Raw genomic sequence first — 14,545 nt, 5'->3', positions numbered from 1 at the left:
GGGCGCGTACAAGGGCATCGAGGCGTTCTTTGAGCCCTTCGTCTCGTTCTGCCGCTACCTGCCTGCGTCGGCCTTCATCCCGCTGTTGATCCTGTGGGCTGGGATTGGCGAGGCGCAGAAGATCCTGGTCATCTTCATCGGCTCGGTCTTCCAGATCACGCTGATGGTCGCCGTCACCGTGGGCGGCGCGCGGCGCGATCTGGTCGAGGCCGCCTACACGCTGGGCGCGGGCCACAAGGGCATCGTCACGCGCGTGCTCATCCCCGGCGCAGCCCCCGAGATCGCCGAGACCCTGCGCCTGGTGCTGGGCTGGGCCTGGACCTATGTGATTGTGGCCGAGCTGATCGGCTCGTCCAGCGGTATCGGYCACATGATCACCGACAGCCAGKCSYTGCTCAACACMGGGCAGATCATCTTCGGSATCATCRTSATCGGCSTCATCGGGCTGGTGTCCGACTTCGCYTTCAAGGCGCTCAACCACCGTCTGTTTGCCTGGAGTTTCGTGCGATGAGCTCTGTTTCCATTCAAGCCGTCTCGCGTGTCTTCGAGACTGCCAAGGGCCAGCGCACGCAGGCGCTGCAACCGGTGGACTTTGAAGTGCGGGACAACGACTTCGTGACCATCCTGGGCCCCTCGGGCTGCGGCAAGTCCACGCTGCTGCGCATTGTGGCGGGGCTGGACCACGCCACCAGCGGCCGCGTGCTGCTGGATGGGGTGCCCGTTGAAGGCCCCGGCGCCGACCGCGGCATGGTGTTCCAGAGCTACACGCTGTTCCCCTGGCTCACCATCGAGCAGAACATCCGCTTTGGCCTGCGCGAACGCGGTATGCCCGAGGCACAGCAAAAGGAACGCGCCGCGTACTTCATCGCCAAGGTCGGCCTGCGCGGCTTYGAGCAGCACTTTCCSAAGCAGCTSTCGGGCGGCATGCAGCAGCGCACCGCCATTGCGCGCGCACTGGCCAACGACCCCAAGATKCTGCTGMTGGATGAGCCCTTCGGCGCGCTCGACAACCAGACCCGCGTGCTCATGCAAGAGCTGCTGCTGGGCATCTGGGAGGCCGAGCGCAAGACCGTGCTCTTCGTCACCCACGACATCGACGAAGCCATCTTCATGGCCAACCGCGTCGCCGTGTTCAGCGCCCGGCCCGGCCGCATCAAGACCGAGCTGACGGTGGACTTGCCGCACCCGCGCCACTACACGATCAAAACGAGCCCCGAGTTCATGGACCTCAAGGCGCGCCTCACCGAAGAGATCCGCGCTGAATCCATGGCGGCGGACCTGCACTGATCTGAACCTGCACCAGCCCCGCATCCACACATGAGCGCCCGTCCTTCCCGCCGCACTGCAGCCACTGCCCCGCGCAGCGCCACGCCCGCCAAGGCGGTGGTCGCCGTGGTTGCACCCGCGCAAGCCATGGCGCTGTACGAGCAGGTCAAGGACCACATCTCGCGCAAGATCCAGGAAGGCATCTGGCGTGCGGGCGACCGCCTGCCGTCCGAGAACGAACTGGTCACCCAGTTCGGCATCTCGCGCATGACGGTGAACCGCGCACTGCGCGAGCTGGTGGAGCAGGGGCGCATCGTGCGCGTGGCCGGTGTGGGCAGCTTTGTGGCCGAGGACAAGCCCCAGTCCACGTTGTTGCAGATTGCCAATTTGGCCAGCGAAATCCGCCAGCGCGGGCACGACTACCGCTGTGACGTGCTCACGGTGGAACGCACCTCCGCCACGCTGGAAGTGGCCGCCGCGCTGGACCTGCGGACGGGCGAGTCGGTGTTTCACTCGCTGTGCATCCACCGCGAGGACGGCCTGCCCGTACAACTGGAAGACCGCCACGTAAACCCGCGCCAGGTGCCCCAGTTCGTCGCGCAGGACTTCACACTGCTGCAACCCTCCGAATACCTGGTGCGCAACGTGCCCTTTGACCAGATCGAGCATGTGGTCGATGCCGTCATGCCCACCGCCGAGCAGGCCGCGCTGCTGGAGATGTCGCCGCAGGAGCCCTGCCTGCTGCTCACCCGCCGCACCTGGTCGCGCGGCGTTCCCATCACCGTGGTGCGCTGCCTGCACCCCGCCACCCGTTACCGCCTGGGCAGCCGCTTCCGCGCCGACGGCAATCCCGTCGCCGGTTGAAAGTTTTTGCCAAAAGCACAGAATTTTTTCGCTTGTACCTACTTGTATATACAGGATCAATGCCATGACACAGAACGCATCTCCCATCACCCTGCGCCCCGGCCGCGTCACGCTGGCCGAGCTGCGCCGCATCCACGCGGGCCCTGTGCAACTGGTGCTCGATGCGTCGGCTCGCGCGGGTTTGCAGAAGTCCCTGGCCACGGTGCAGCGCATCGTCGATGAAGACCAGGTCGTCTATGGCATCAACACCGGCTTTGGCAAGCTCGCCAGCACCAAGATTGCGCACGAGCGCCTGGCCGAGCTGCAGCGCAATCTGATGCTGTCGCACAGCGTGGGCACGGGCGATGCGCTGCCCGACGATGTGGTGCGCCTCATCCTGGCCACCAAGGCCGTGAGTCTGGCGCGTGGCCACTCGGGCGTGCGCCCCGAGCTGGTGGATGCGTTGCTGGCCCTGGCCAACGCCAACGTGCTGCCGGTGATTCCGGCCAAGGGCTCGGTGGGCGCGTCGGGCGACCTGGCGCCGCTGGCGCACATGGCTTGTGTGCTGATTGGTGAAGGCCAGGCCAAGGTGGACGGCAAGGTGGTGCCGGGGGCAGAGGCCATGCGCTCCATCGGTTTGCAGCCGTTTGTGCTGGGCCCCAAGGAAGGGCTGGCGCTGCTCAACGGCACGCAGGTGTCCACCGCACTTGCACTGGCCGGGCTGTTTGGCGCCGAGAGCGTCTTTGCCGCCGCGCTGGTTGCGGGCTGCCTGTCGCTCGAAGCCATCAAGGGTTCGGTCAAACCCTTTGATGCACGCATTCACGAGGCACGTGGCCAGGCCGGGCAGATCGCCGTGGCCGCTGCCGTGCGTGCGCTGCTCGACGGCAGCGCCATCGACCCTTCGCACCCGAACTGCGGCCGCGTGCAAGACCCGTACTCCATCCGCTGCGTGCCGCAGGTGATGGGCGCTTGCCTGGACAACCTGCACCACGCCGCGCGCGTGCTGACCATTGAGGCCAATGCGGCTTCCGACAACCCCCTGGTGTTCGACAACGGGGACGTGATTTCCGGCGGCAACTTCCACGCCGAGCCSGTGGCYTTTGTGGCCGACATCATTGCGCTGGCCGTGGCCGAGATCGGTGCGATTTCTGAACGCCGCCTGTCGCTGCTGCTGGACCCGGGCCTCTCGGGTCTGCCCGCCTTCCTGATCCTCGACAGCGGCGTGAACTCGGGCTTCATGATCGCCCAGGTCACCGCCGCCGCATTGGCGGCCGAGAACCAGTGCCTGGCCAACCCCAGCAGCGTGACCAGCCTGCCCACATCGGCTAACCAGGAGGACCATGTCTCCATGGCCACCTACGGCGCGCGCCGCCTGGGCGACATGGTGCGCAATGCGGCGGTGATGGTCGGCATCGAGGCCATGGCCGCTGCGCAAGGCATGGAATTCGACCGCACCCTGAAATCCTCTCCGCTGATCGAAGCGCAATTCGCCGCCATCCGCGAGCGCGTGGCCTACCTGGAGCAGGACCGCTACCTCGCCCCCGACATCGAAGCCATGCGCGCATGGGCCCAGCAGTCCGCCTGGCCAGCAGCACTCACGCAATGCCTGCCCAGCTTCGCCTGATTTTCTCTACGCATACCCCATTGATTCACAGGAGCCCACCATGAACGCCAACGACGCCATCATCGCCGCCGCCTCCAACACCGACCCCCGCCACGACGCCAGCCGCGTGATCCGCGCGCCGCGCGGCAGCCAGCTTACTTGCAAGAGCTGGCTCACCGAAGCGGCCTATCGCATGATCCAGAACAACCTCGACCCCGAGGTGGCCGAGCGCCCCCAGGACCTGGTGGTGTACGGCGGCATTGGCCGTGCCGCGCGCAACTGGGAATGTTTTGACCAGATCCTCGCCTCGCTCAAGGACCTGAATGACGACGAGACCCTGCTCATTCAGTCCGGCAAGCCCGTGGGCGTGTTCAAGACCCATGCCAACGCACCCCGCGTGCTGCTGGCCAACTCCAACCTTGTGCCCAAGTGGGCCAACTGGGAACACTTCAGCGAGCTGGACCAGAAGGGCCTGTTCATGTACGGCCAGATGACCGCCGGCAGCTGGATCTACATCGGCACGCAAGGCATCGTGCAGGGCACGTACGAGACCTTTGCCGAGGCGGGTCGCAAGCACTTTGGCGGCTCGCTCGAAGGGCGCTGGATCTTGACTGCTGGCCTGGGCGGCATGGGCGGYGCGCAGCCGCTGGCCGCTACCTTTGCGGGCGCGGTGTCGCTCAACATCGARTGCCAGCARASCAGCATCGACTTCCGCCTGCGCACRCGCTAYGTSGACAAGCAGGCRCGYGACATYGACCACGCGTTCGAACTGATCCAGCAGCACACGGCGGCCAAAGAGGCCGTGTCGATTGCCCTGCTGGGCAACGCCGCAGAGATCCTGCCCGAGCTGGTGCGCCGTGCCAAGGCCGGTGGCCTCAAGCCCGACCTGGTGACCGACCAGACCTCGGCCCACGACCTCGTCAACGGCTACTTGCCCGCAGGTTGGACGGTGGCCCAGTGGCGTGCTGCGCAGCAGGACGTGACACAGCACGAGGTGCTGAAGAAGGCCGCTGCCAAGTCCTGCGCCGTGCATGTGCAGGCCATGCTTGACTTCCAGCACATGGGCATCCCGGTGGTGGACTACGGCAACAACATTCGCCAGGTGGCGTTTGACGAAGGCGTGAAGGACGCCTTCGACTTCCCCGGCTTTGTGCCCGCCTATATCCGCCCGCTGTTCTGCGAAGGCAAGGGCCCGTTCCGTTGGGTGGCCCTGTCGGGTGACCCGGAAGACATTCGCAAGACCGACGCCAAGATCAAGGARCTGTTCCCCGAGAACAMMCACRYGCACCGCTGGCTCGACATGGCGSGCGAGCGCATYGCCTTCCRGGGCCTGCCGGCGCGCATCTGCTGGCTGGGCCTGGGCGAGCGCCACATTGCGGGCCTGGCCTTCAATGAGATGGTGAAGAACGGTGAGCTCAAGGCMCCCATCGTSATCGGCCGMGACCACCTSGACACCGGCWSSGTGGCSAGCCCCAACCGCGAGACCGAAGSCATGAAGGACGGCACCGACGCTGTGAGCGACTGGCCGCTGCTCAACGCCTTGCTCAACACCTCGGGCGGCGCCACCTGGGTCAGCCTGCACCACGGCGGGGGCGTGGGCATGGGTTACTCGCAGCACTCGGGCATGGTCATCGTGGCCGACGGCACTGAAGCAGCGGCCCAGCGCCTTGCCAATGTGCTGGTCAACGACTGCGGCAGCGGCGTGATGCGCCATGCCGATGCTGGCTACGAACTGGCGGTGGAGACGGCCAAGAAGCAGGGCCTGAAGCTGCCCATGGTGAAGTGAAGGGGCGAGGGAGGGAATGACAGGAATGTGAAAAAAGGGAACTGCATTCCCATTCGTTGGGAATGTTGGGTTTGAATGCCGCTGCAATCCTTTGATACTGAGTCCATGCCCACCCGTGGACCCACCTCCGTTGCCGCCGCCGACCGTGTTCTGCACGTGCTGGCGGTGCTGGCACAGCACGGGCAGCCCATGTCGGCTGCCGAGCTGATGGAGGCCACGGGCCTGGCACGCAGCACGCTGTACCGGCAGCTCGCGCGGCTCAAGCTATGGGGCTTTGTGCTGGAGAGCAGCGGGCACTACGCGCCCGGGCCGCTCAGCCTGCAACTGGCGCTGGGCTTTGACATGGCGTCGCACCTGGTGCACCACGCGCGGCCGGACATGCAGGCCCTGGCCCGGCAGTCCCACGAGAGCGTGGGGCTGGTGGTGGCCGTGAATGACAGCGTGGTGTGCCTGGACATGGTGGACAGCACGCAGGCCCTGCGCTGCTCGTTTGAAAAAGGGCGCAGCGTGCCGCTTCGCGCGGGGGCCTCCGCCAAGTGCCTGCTTGCCCATGTGGCCCCGGCCACGCGCAATGCCATTCTGGACCTGCACTACGGCGCAGACACTGCTGAGCGCCAGGCGGCGCTGACCGAGCTGGAGGGCATTGCCAAGGCGGGTTACGCCGTCAGCTCCGGCGAAGTGGATGCCGGTGTCTGGGGCGTCAGCGTGCCCGTGTTCGGTTCTCCCCGGCAGGCCGCCGGGGCCATCACCCTGATGGCCCCGATCTTGCGGGCCCAGGGGCAGGAGACCGCACTCACCGGCATGGCCGTCGTCGCCGCAGTGCGCATCTCTCGCCAGCTCACTTCTCCCTGATTTTCCCTCACCCCTCCTCAGGAGCTTTCCCCATGAACCTTCGCCGCAACCTTCTTCTGGCCAGCTTGGCCGCCGCAGCCTTCTGCACCACGGGTGCACAGGCCCAGGACAACGTCCTGCGTGTGGGCACCGATGCCACGTTCCCGCCCATGGAGTTTGTCGAAAACGGCAAACGCACGGGCTTCGACATCGAGCTGGTGGAGGCCATTGCCAAGACCATGGGCAAGCAGGTCGAGTGGGTGGACATCGACTTCAAGGGCCTGATTCCCGGCCTGATTTCCAAGCGTTTTGACATGGCGGTCTCGGCCATCTACATCACCGACGAGCGCAAGAAGGTGGTGGACTTCACCGACTCCTACTATGCCGGTGGCCTGGTGGTGATGGTGAAGGCCGACAACAAGGCCATCAACAAGCTGGCCGACCTGGACGGCAAGAAGGTCAGCGTGCAGGTGGGCACCAAGTCGGTGGCGTACCTGACCGAGAAATTCCCAAAGGTGCAGCGTGTCGAGGTCGAGAAGAACCAGGAGATGTTCAACCTGGTGGACATCGGCCGCGCCGACGCTGCCGTGACCGGCAAGCCCGCCGCGTTCCAGTATGTGCGCACCCGTCCCGGCCTGCGCGTGCTCGACGAGCAGCTCACCACCGAAGAGTACGGCATGGCCCTGCGCAAGGACACGCCCGAGCTGACGAAGGCCGTCAACGGTGCCATCACCAAGCTCAAGGCGGACGGCACCTATGCGGCCATCGTCAAGAAGTGGTTCAGCAACAGCGCTGCCAAGTAAACCGCAGCCACACGTTGCCGAACTGAGCCATGGAACTCGATTTTTCTCCTGTCTGGGCCGGACTCCCCCAGTTGCTGGCGGGTGCGCTGGTCACTGTGGAAATCACGGCTGCCTCGCTGCTGCTGGGCTGCGTCATGGGCCTGCTGGTGGGCATTGGCCGCCTGAACCCCAAGCGCCGCGTGATCTACGCCCTGTGCACCGCCTACGTGGCCGCGATCCGTGGCACGCCGCTGCTGGTGCAGCTGTTCATCCTGTTCTTTGGCCTGCCGCAGTTCGGCATCCTGCTGCCCGCTTTTGTGTGCGGCGTGATCGGCCTGGGCATCTACTCGGGCGCCTATGTGTCCGAGGTGGTGCGCGGCGCCATCCAGTCCATTGACAAGGGGCAGATGGAGGCGGCGCGTTCCATCGGCATGTCCTCAGGCCTGGCCATGCGCACCGTGGTGCTGCCGCAGGCCGTGGTGCGCATGATTCCGCCACTGGGCAATGAGTTCATCGCGCTGATCAAGAACTCGGCGCTGGTGTCGCTGCTCACCATCCACGACCTGATGCACGAAGGGCAGAAGATCATCAGCGTGTCGTACCGCTCGCTGGAGGTGTACCTGGCGATTGCGGTGGTGTATTTCATCCTCACGGGTGTCACTTCGTTGGTGCTGCGCCGCATGGAGCTGCGCCTGCGTGCCGGGGGGATGGTGCAATGAAGAAAAATTCTGTGATGACCGGAGCAAGCCCATCCGCCGAGCCGATCGTGCGCATTCGCGGACTGCGCAAGTCGTTTGGCAGCCACGTGGTGCTGAATGGCATCGACTTTGACGTGCTGCCGTCGCAGGTGGTGGTGGTCATCGGGCCCAGTGGCTCGGGCAAGAGCACCTTTTTGCGCTGCTGCAACGGGCTGGAGCAGCCCGAGGGCGGCACCGTGGAAATTTGCGGACGCACGCTGGTGCAGGACGGCCGCATGCTGCCCGACCATGACCTGAACGCCCTGCGCGAAGAGGTGGGCATGGTGTTCCAGTCGTTCAACCTGTTTCCGCACCTGTCGGTGCTCGACAACGTCACGCTGGGTCCGCGCAAGCTGCGCGGCCTCTCGCGCAAGGAGGCCGAGGAGCGCGCACAGGCCCTGCTGACCAAGGTGGGCCTGGCGCACAAGGCTTTGGCCATGCCTGCCAGCCTGTCGGGCGGGCAAAAGCAGCGTGTGGCCATTGCCCGCGCACTGGCCATGGAGCCGCGCGTGATGCTGTTCGACGAGCCCACGTCGGCGCTGGACCCGGAGCTGGTGGGCGAGGTGCTGCAAGTCATGAAGCTGCTGGCCAGCGAAGGCATGACCATGATGGTCGTGACGCACGAAATGGACTTTGCACGCGAGGTGGGCGACGTGGTGGTGGTGATGGACGGCGGCGGGATCATTGAGTCCGGCCAGCCTGCGACCATCTTCACCAACCCCACGCAGGAGCGCACGCGTTCCTTTCTGCAGGCGGTGCTCACGCGCGCCTGAGGCTGGGTGTGCGCGATGGACGACAACGGTCAATAGCCTACAAGGAGACAGCTCGTATGCACCCGGTTTCACCTGCCAGTGACCTGAGCCAACAACAGCACTTTCAACAGCGCTTGCAGGAGCGCCTGACCGCCGACGACATCGCGCGGTTTGACCGCGACGGCGCCATCTGCATCAAGCAGCTGCTCACGCCCGAAGAGGTAGCGCTGCTGCGCGACGGCATCGATGCCAACCTGGCCGCGCCCAGCCCGCGCGCCAAGGTGGCCAGCAGGCCGGATGACCCGGGCCGCTTCTTCGAGGACTTCTGCAACTGGCAGGACATCCCGCAGTTTGGCCGCTTTGTGCGCGACACGCCGCTGGCCCTGGCCGCGCAGCGCCTGATGCAGTCACGCACCGTGCGGCTGTATCACGACCATGTGCTGGTGAAGGAGCCTGGCACGCGCCAGAAGACGCCCTGGCACCAGGACCAGCCTTACTACAACATCGAAGGCAGGCAGAACGTGAGCATGTGGATACCAGTGGACCCGGTCTCGCGTGCGGCCACGCTGGAGTTTGTGGCGGGATCGCACAAGGGCCCCTGGCTCATGCCGCGCACCTTCATGGACAACCAGGCCAAGTGGTTCCCTGAAGGCAGCCTGCGGGACCTGCCCAACGTCGAGGCCAATCGCGATGCCTTTCCCATCGTGGGCTGGGAGATCGAGCCGGGCGACGTGGTGTGTTTTCACATGCTCACGCTGCATGCGTCCGGCGGGGTGGAGGGGCCCAATCGGCGCCGCGTGTTCTCGGTGCGCTTCTTGGGCGACGACACGCGCCACGCGCCCAGGCCGTGGAAGACCTCGCCCGAGTTCCCGGGGCTGGCGGACCAGCTGCCCGCTGGGGCAGCCATGGACCACCCGCTGTTCCCGCTGCTGGTGGACGGGAACGGTGTGCCGCAGGGTGAAGGCGCGTGAAGCAGTTTCTGGACTTGGCCTCCACGCCCCCAGTGCCGTGGAAGAACGGCGGCGGCAGCACACGCGAGCTGGCGTGCTGGCCGCCCGGCGCGGGCATGGACAGCTTTGCATGGCGCGTGAGCGTTGCCACCATTGCAAGCCCCGGGCCGTTCTCGGCCTTTGTGGGGGTCGATCGGCAAATCATGTTGCTGGATGGCGATGGCGTACATCTGCAAGGCACAGAAGGACATTGGCAGCACGCGCTGACGCATCGCTGGGAGCCGTTTGCGTTCTCCGGCGAAGAGCCGGTGGACTGCCGCATGCTGGGCGGTGTTTCCACCGACTTCAACCTGATGCTGCGCCGGGGTGAGTGGACCGGGAACCTGAAGGTGCTGCGCGATGTACCGCCGCCCGCTGAGGGGGCTGCAGCGGGTCTGTGCATGGTGCTGCAGGGCACCTGGCGATGCGAGGACTGCGATACCCACCAAGTGCGGATGTTGGCAGCGGGGCAGGGCCTGTGGTGGGTGAACGAAGGGGGCGAAGCAGCGCCGTCGATCACCCCTGTGCGCGGCGCCGAAAGCGGTCGGTCTGCCGACGATGCACCCGTGCTGGCCTGGGTGGCCTTGCGCAGGGGCTCTGCACCATAATTTGAATCAAATGGGCTGCAAGCGCTAGTGGAATATGCGCTAGCAGCTATATAAACAATAGCAGATCAATCCATGAACACAGCAGCAGGTAGCAACAAGCAGGGCGTTGTCCCGCCAGCGTCTTCCGCACCCAGTGCCGATGGCGTGTGGACCAACCTGCGGCCCGTGGCCGCGTTGTGGGCGACGGATGTGCCGGTGCCTGAGGGCGCGCTGGCGTGTGTGGTGGTGCAGGGCGGCGCCGTGCACTGGGTGGGCCCGCAGGCCCAGGTGCCCGCGGCGTTTGCCGCCTTGCCCCGCTTTGATGGCAAGGGTGCGATCACCACCCCCGGCCTGGTCGATTGCCACACCCACCTGGTGTACGGYGGSCAGCGCGCCAACGAGTTCGCGATGCGGCTSGCGGGYGCCACSTATGAAGARGTGGCSAAGGCSGGCGGSGGCATCGTSTCGTCGGTGCGCGCCACGCGCGAGGCCAGCGAAGACGAGCTTTTTGCCCTGGCCGCGCCGCGCCTGCAGGCGCTGCTGGATGAGGGCGTGTGTGCCATCGAGATCAAGTCSGGCTACGGMCTGGCGCTSGAGTACGARCGCAAGCAGCTGCGCGTGGCCCGCCGCCTGGGCGAGGTCTTTGGCGTCACGGTGCGCACCACCTTCCTCGGCGCGCATGCGCTGCCGCCCGARTACGCSGGSCGCAGCSRGGACTACACCGAYCTYGTCTGCAAYGAGATGCTGCCYGCGCTSGCGGCCGAAGGCCTGGTGGATGCCGTGGATGTGTTCTGCGAACGCATCGCCTTCACGCTGGCCGAGACCGAGCAGGTCTTCCAGGCCGCACGCAAGCTCGGCATCCCCGTCAAGCTGCATGCGGAGCAACTGTCCGACATGGGCGGCTCGGCACTCGCTGCGCGCTACGGTGCGCTGTCGTGTGACCACATCGAGCACCTGTCGGCCGACGGCATCGCTGCGATGAAAGCCGCGGGCACCGTGGCCGTGCTGCTGCCCGGCGCCTACTACACRCTGCGCGACACGCAMCTGCCACCSATCGMGGCRCTGCGCGCRGCSGGYGTGCCSATGGCYGTSTCSACCGACCACAACCCSGGYACCTCGCCCGCGCTGAGCCTGCTGYTGATGRTSAACATGGCCTGCACGCTGTTCCGYCTSACRGTGCCCGAGGCGCTGGCGGGCATCACCACCCACGCCGCGCGCGCGCTCGGCCTGCAAGACACCCACGGCCTCATCGCATCCCGCAGGCCCGCCCACTTTGTGCTGTGGCCGATGGGCGAGGCGGCCGAACTGGCCTACTGGCTGGGCCAAAAGCCTGCCTGCACCATCGTGCGGCAAGGGCGCATTCACGGAGTCATGCCATGACGCAACAACTGTTCGCCGCCGATGCACTGCTGCCCACGGGCTGGGCGCGCAACGTGCTGATCACATGGGATGGGGCAGGGCGCATCACTGCCGTCACGCCCAACGCCCAGTCAAATGGTGCCGCCATGGCCCCGGGCCCCGTGCTGCCCGGCATGCCCAAYCTGCAYTCGCATGCCTTCCAGCGYGCSTTYGYGGGMCTSACCGAATACCGGGGCGAAAGCCAGGACAGCTTCTGGAGCTGGCGCAMSCTGATGTACCGCTTTGCGGCACGCATTACGCCCGAGTCGCTGGAGGCCATTGCGACCTGGCTGTACGTGGAGATGCTSGAGGCGGGCTACACCAGCGTGTGCGAGTTCCASTACGTGCACCACGACCAGGACGGCACGCCCTATGCCGATGACGCCACGCTCTCGCTGGCCCTGCTGCGTGCGGCGCAGAATGCGGGCATCGGCATCACGCTGCTGCCGGTGCTGTACCAGACGAGTGGTTTTGGTGCCAAGCCACCGCGTGCGGACCAGGCCCGCTTCATTCGCAGCACGGACAACATGCTCTCATTGCTGGAGCGCCTTGCACCCGCTGCAAAAGCGCAAGCGGCCGTTTTGGGGCTGGCGCCGCACTCGCTGCGCGCGGTGCCGCCCGACAGCCTGGCGGCTGCCGTGCAGGGCCTCACGGCGCTCAACGCGCAGGCGCCCATTCACATCCACATTGCCGAGCAGACGCAGGAAGTGGATGACTGCGTGGCCTGGAGCGGCCAGCGCCCGGTGCAGTGGCTGCTGGAGAACGCACCCGTGGACGAGCGCTGGTGCCTGGTGCACGCCACGCACATGACACCGCAGGAGTACCAGGACGCAGCGCGCACGGGCGCCGTGGCAGGCATCTGCCCCACCACCGAGGCCAACCTGGGCGATGGCATCTTCGACATGCCGCTGTGGCTGCAGCACGGCGGGCGCTGGGGCGTGGGCTCGGACAGCCATGCCTGCGTGAATGCGGCAGAGGAATTGCTGATGCTCGAATACGGCCAGCGCCTGTCGCTGCGCCAGCGCAATGTGCTGGCCACCGCTGTGCAAGCCGAGGTGGCCACTGCCATGACCTTGCAGGCTGTTCAGGGCGGGGCGCAGGCCGCGGGCCGCGCCATTGGCGGCCTCGCCGTGGGCCAGCAGGCGGACCTGGTGGCGGTGGATGCGCAGCACCTGGCGCTGCGCGATTTGCCTGCGCACAGCATGCTGTCGGCCCACGTGTTTGGCAGCCACCGCACCTCGGCCATCGACAGCGTGTGGGTGGCGGGGCAGCGGCGCATCGCCAGCGGCCGGCACACGCTGCATGACGCCGCGGCCCATGCGTTCGTGGCCGCGCGCTCGGCCACCATTGCACCCGATTGACGCGTCCGATTGAATTCCTACCCCTGAGCTTGTGATGACAGATACCTCTCCACCTCCTTTTGTCCTTTACCCCGGCACCGCGCCGCTGCTGGTGTCGATGCCCCATGCGGGCACCTACGTGCCGCCAGCGCTGGCTGCGCGCTTCACCGATGAGGCCCGCCAGGTGCCCGACACCGACTGGCACATGGAGCGCCTCTATGCGTTCGCCAAGGACCTGGGCGCGTCCATCCTCGTGGCCACGCACTCGCGCTATGTGGTCGATCTGAACCGCCCGCCCGATGGGACCAGCCTCTACCCTGGCCAAAGCGTCACCGGCCTGTGCCCGGTCGATACGTTTGACGACACGCCCATCTATGCCCGGGGCGATGTGCCCGATGATGCCGAGGTGGCCGCGCGCCGCGATGCCGTCTGGGCGCCGTACCACGCGCAACTACGTGCCGAGCTGGACCGCATCCGCGCGCAGCATGGTGTGGCGGTGCTGTGGGACGCACACTCCATCCGCTCGGTGCTGCCGCGCTTCTTTGAAGGCAAGCTGCCCGACCTGAACCTGGGGACGGCCAACGGCGAAAGCTGCGATCCGGCGCTGGCGCAGGAGCTGCTGTCCATCGCCAAAGAGGCCCAGGGCTACACCGCAGTGCTCAACGGTCGCTTCAAGGGCGGCCACATCACGCGCCACTATGGGCAGCCCGCGCAGAACATCCACGCGGTGCAGCTGGAGATGACGCAGTGCAGCTACATGCAAGAAGCCTTGCCGTTTGACTATCTGCCCGATGTGGCGGCAGGCGTGCAGCCGCACCTGCGCCGCATGCTGCAGGCCACGCTGGCCTTTGCGGCAACGCAATCAGTTTGAAATGGGCACCCCGCGGCGGGAGGGATCGGTGCTAGTATGAACTGGTCGGTCCGCCATGGACCGCCGTCAGGGCCCGCATTCACGCAAGGGCCCGTTGTAGCGGGAGGAGCCGCGCCCCATGGACCCCACCGCTTACTACTACATGCCCCTTTTCAAGCCCGGCGCGTTTGTGCAATGGAACCACCAGCGCGAAACCGTGAGCCATGTGGTGGTGCGCCGCAACTCTCTCATGGTGTATCTGGTGGGGCACGAATCCCCCGTTCACCCTGAAGCGMTGCACCTGGCACCCACCGCCTTCCGGCTCACGCGCGCGCCAGACCGTTTGTGAGCGCGGCGCTCCGGCCGAAGGGCTACTGGGCTGATGGGCTGAAGGTCAGCCGCCAGTGCACTGCGCCATCGCCTCGCCCAGCTGGATGGGGCGCGTGGGCGACCACTGCGGGTTGAACTGCAGCGGCCCCTGTGGGAACAGCATCACCACGGTGGAGCCGAGCAAGAAGCGGCCCATTTCCTCACCTTGCTGCAGGCTCACCTGGCCCTTGGCGTAGTCCCACTGCCGCAGCGTGCCGGTGCGCGGCGGGTTCACCTGCCCATGCCACACGGTGGCCATGCTGCCCACGATGGTGGCGCCCACGAGTACCAGCACGAACGGACCCTGGGCCGATTCAAAAAAGCACACCACGCGCTCATTGCGCGCGAACAGGCCGGGCACGCCGCGTGCCGTGGTGGGATTCACCGAGAACAGGTCGCCCGGCACATGCAC

The 14,545-nt window shown here is 66.4% G+C and carries 16 protein-coding genes; 15 read left to right on the top strand and 1 reads right to left on the bottom strand.

Annotated features, from left to right (window positions below):
* The 15 genes from AC04MI_RS18145 to AC04MI_RS18075 form a co-directional block, all read left to right on the top strand.
* Positions 1-511 (top strand): ABC transporter permease (locus AC04MI_RS18145; RefSeq protein WP_476498335.1); only part of this gene is annotated, 511 nt, incomplete at its 5' end.
* Positions 508-1,287: an ABC transporter ATP-binding protein gene (locus tag AC04MI_RS18140; RefSeq protein ID WP_476498334.1), complete on the top strand. Its 780-nt coding sequence runs from the start codon at positions 508-510 to the stop codon at positions 1,285-1,287. The genes AC04MI_RS18145 and AC04MI_RS18140, both read left to right, overlap by 4 nt.
* A 30-nt stretch (positions 1,288-1,317) precedes the next feature.
* Positions 1,318-2,130, top strand: coding sequence for a histidine utilization repressor (gene hutC, locus AC04MI_RS18135; protein ID WP_436077148.1), 813 nt, complete (start codon positions 1,318-1,320; stop codon positions 2,128-2,130).
* Positions 2,131-2,194: 64 nt separating this feature from the next.
* Positions 2,195-3,733, top strand: a complete 1,539-nt coding sequence (gene hutH / locus AC04MI_RS18130; protein ID WP_436077149.1) for a histidine ammonia-lyase — start codon at positions 2,195-2,197, stop codon at positions 3,731-3,733.
* 40 nt (positions 3,734-3,773) lie between these two features.
* On the top strand, positions 3,774-5,498 hold the full coding sequence (hutU, locus tag AC04MI_RS18125) for a urocanate hydratase (RefSeq protein ID WP_476498333.1): 1,725 nt from the start codon (positions 3,774-3,776) through the stop codon (positions 5,496-5,498).
* A gap of 105 nt (positions 5,499-5,603) precedes the next feature.
* Positions 5,604-6,350, top strand: a complete 747-nt coding sequence (locus AC04MI_RS18120; protein ID WP_436077150.1) for an IclR family transcriptional regulator — start codon at positions 5,604-5,606, stop codon at positions 6,348-6,350.
* 32 nt (positions 6,351-6,382) lie between these two features.
* Positions 6,383-7,132, top strand: a complete 750-nt coding sequence (locus tag AC04MI_RS18115; protein WP_010465677.1) for a glutamine ABC transporter substrate-binding protein — start codon at positions 6,383-6,385, stop codon at positions 7,130-7,132.
* Between the two features lie 29 nt (positions 7,133-7,161).
* Positions 7,162-7,830: an amino acid ABC transporter permease gene (locus tag AC04MI_RS18110; protein WP_260667334.1), complete on the top strand. Its 669-nt coding sequence runs from the start codon at positions 7,162-7,164 to the stop codon at positions 7,828-7,830.
* Positions 7,827-8,621, top strand: a complete 795-nt coding sequence (locus tag AC04MI_RS18105) for an amino acid ABC transporter ATP-binding protein (protein ID WP_005794442.1) — start codon at positions 7,827-7,829, stop codon at positions 8,619-8,621. Before AC04MI_RS18110 ends, AC04MI_RS18105 begins: the two co-directional genes overlap by 4 nt.
* 56 nt (positions 8,622-8,677) lie before the next feature.
* Positions 8,678-9,571, top strand: a complete 894-nt coding sequence (locus tag AC04MI_RS18100) for a phytanoyl-CoA dioxygenase family protein (RefSeq protein WP_436077151.1) — start codon at positions 8,678-8,680, stop codon at positions 9,569-9,571.
* Positions 9,568-10,197, top strand: coding sequence for a HutD/Ves family protein (locus AC04MI_RS18095; protein WP_436077152.1), 630 nt, complete (start codon positions 9,568-9,570; stop codon positions 10,195-10,197). The genes AC04MI_RS18100 and AC04MI_RS18095 overlap by 4 nt, the downstream gene beginning before the upstream one ends.
* A 72-nt stretch (positions 10,198-10,269) precedes the next feature.
* A complete protein-coding gene (hutI, locus tag AC04MI_RS18090; protein ID WP_476498332.1) occupies positions 10,270-11,556 on the top strand; it encodes an imidazolonepropionase in 1,287 nt (428 codons plus the stop codon).
* Positions 11,553-12,935, top strand: coding sequence for a formimidoylglutamate deiminase (locus tag AC04MI_RS18085; protein ID WP_476498330.1), 1,383 nt, complete (start codon positions 11,553-11,555; stop codon positions 12,933-12,935). The genes hutI and AC04MI_RS18085 overlap by 4 nt, the downstream gene beginning before the upstream one ends.
* Before the next feature lie 34 nt (positions 12,936-12,969).
* A complete protein-coding gene (gene hutG / locus AC04MI_RS18080; protein ID WP_056063581.1) occupies positions 12,970-13,785 on the top strand; it encodes an N-formylglutamate deformylase in 816 nt (271 codons plus the stop codon).
* Between the two features lie 118 nt (positions 13,786-13,903).
* Positions 13,904-14,113: a hypothetical protein gene (locus AC04MI_RS18075; RefSeq protein ID WP_476498329.1), complete on the top strand. Its 210-nt coding sequence runs from the start codon at positions 13,904-13,906 to the stop codon at positions 14,111-14,113.
* Positions 14,114-14,158: 45 nt separating this feature from the next.
* Here AC04MI_RS18075 and asd read toward each other — a convergent pair.
* Positions 14,159-14,545 (bottom strand): archaetidylserine decarboxylase (asd, locus tag AC04MI_RS18070; RefSeq protein ID WP_476498328.1); only part of this gene is annotated, 387 nt, incomplete at its 5' end.

It is taken from the genome of Acidovorax sp. LjRoot204 (assembly GCF_056175785.1).
Note: the sequence above shows the minus strand (reverse complement) of the source record. Positions and strands in the feature narration are given on the sequence as shown.

What these genes read in the sequence shown, in the direction of transcription:
- hutC (WP_436077148.1), top strand. Translation starts at nt 1,318, where the DNA reads ATGAGCGCCCGTCCTTCCCGCCGCACTGCAGCCACTGCCCCGCGCAGC.
- AC04MI_RS18120 (WP_436077150.1), top strand. Translation starts at nt 5,604, where the DNA reads ATGCCCACCCGTGGACCCACCTCCGTTGCCGCCGCCGACCGTGTTCTG.
- AC04MI_RS18115 (WP_010465677.1), top strand. Translation starts at nt 6,383, where the DNA reads ATGAACCTTCGCCGCAACCTTCTTCTGGCCAGCTTGGCCGCCGCAGCC.
- AC04MI_RS18110 (WP_260667334.1), top strand. Translation starts at nt 7,162, where the DNA reads ATGGAACTCGATTTTTCTCCTGTCTGGGCCGGACTCCCCCAGTTGCTG.
- AC04MI_RS18105 (WP_005794442.1), top strand. Translation starts at nt 7,827, where the DNA reads ATGAAGAAAAATTCTGTGATGACCGGAGCAAGCCCATCCGCCGAGCCG.
- AC04MI_RS18100 (WP_436077151.1), top strand. Translation starts at nt 8,678, where the DNA reads ATGCACCCGGTTTCACCTGCCAGTGACCTGAGCCAACAACAGCACTTT.
- hutG (WP_056063581.1), top strand. Translation starts at nt 12,970, where the DNA reads ATGACAGATACCTCTCCACCTCCTTTTGTCCTTTACCCCGGCACCGCG.